The following is a 1,553-nucleotide window of genomic DNA, read 5'->3' on the forward strand; positions in this document are numbered from 1 at the left end:
GGCTCTTCATTAACATCTGTGGGTAAAAATTGCATGTTTTGACTGTCATATCATTTGCTTGATGAATGCTTTTTGTCCCTTGGCATGAGGATAATTCCTGTTAGGAAGGGGAATCTTAATGTCTGAACAGCACAGTAAAACCATGGCCTTTAAGTTCTCGATGTTCCTGAAGCCATAGCTTCTCTTGATGATGACCTTTATCTTGTTGTTGAGCGCCTCTACCTTGGAGGATGACAGTCCTCTTTCTATGGTTGACAGAATGGCCTCTTCGTGTCGCTTGATCTTCCTTCTCAGCTCTACGAATTCCTTGATCCTGCATCTCTGTGCCCATGACATCCACTTATGAAGGTACATGCGCGCTTCATCGACATTGTCTAGTTTAAATATGAGTCTAAGCTGTTCCTTTAGCTGGTATGCCCTTGTCAGCCTGCTGTTCGTACTCATGATGATATCCAGCCTGGCCTGCTGATTTTCAGTAAGGTTCTCAGGGTTCTTTGACAAGGCATATCTTGAGTTCTTGATTTCCCTGAGGGCATTCTTCTGTTCCTTGAGCGGATCCTCGTCACCTTTTCTTGGGCGGCCAGGCTCTCTCTTGTCCTGTTCCTTCTTGGCTTTCTTGAGCTCCTGATTGGCTTCCTGCCATTCCTTTCTTCTTACGGAGTCAAGACAGTCCTGGGCCCATTCCACGCAGTGGAAGGGATCGATTCCTCTTACTGCATGAGGAATGTACTTCTCACAGCATGCGTCAATCCATCTGGCTCCGTCACCGCTGATTGTTTCAATGGAAGCACGCTGTTCAGGCGTAAGAAGCTCGAAGAAGCGTGAAAGGACTTCCTTTCCATGATTGACACCAACCCATATGACAGTATTGGTATCAAGATTAACGACTACCGTGATGTATTTATGCCCCTTCTTATAGGCCGTCTCGTCAACGCCAATGTGCCTGAGGCCGTTGAAGCGGGCACGTTCGTCCGGCTCCATGAAGTCCTTCACACGTTTGATAATGCTGCCTACAGTGTTCCATGATATCCTCATCAGGACAGAGACGGTCGTCCTGTCAGCCCTTCTGGCAAGCCATGCCGTCTGAAGCTCGAAAGGGAGCGTGAAGCCGCTTCCTGGCAGCGCAAAAGGAATGTCCTCAGTCACTATGCCATGCTCAGGGCATAATACGCGGTGAACATCCATTACAACATAAGTGGGCATGTCAAATGCATCCAGCGTTCTCCATCTTCTGTTTCTGGTAGGCGTATCATAGATAGAAAGCTTTTTCCTGCATTTTGGGCATCTGCATCCGGCATTCTTGTGAAGTCTGCCTTTAATAACAAGAATTCTGTTACCCTTTTTATCGTATACTATTCTGTTGCTCAGTTCCTTGAACCTCTTGACACCAAGCGCCTTATTATCTATTCTTAAGTTAGCCATTAAATATCATCCTCTCGTGGTTTTGGTCGACTTAACGATAAATGATATTTAGTGGTTTTTCTATATAAAGTTATATAAATTCATTCATTGAAGCTGGAATATTACCCACTAATGTTAATGAAGGCTCAAAA

At 45.3% G+C, this 1,553-nt stretch carries 1 protein-coding gene; it reads right to left on the reverse strand.

The features are described from left to right. Positions 1-45: 45 nt before the first annotated feature. Positions 46-1,422, reverse strand: coding sequence for an ISL3 family transposase (locus tag FYJ79_RS12350; protein WP_154518913.1), 1,377 nt, complete (start codon positions 1,420-1,422; stop codon positions 46-48). Between the last annotated feature and the right edge of the window lie 131 nt (positions 1,423-1,553).

This window comes from Sharpea porci, from assembly GCF_009695655.1.
Taxonomy (GTDB): Bacteria; Bacillota_I; Bacilli_A; order Erysipelotrichales; family Coprobacillaceae; genus Sharpea; species Sharpea porci.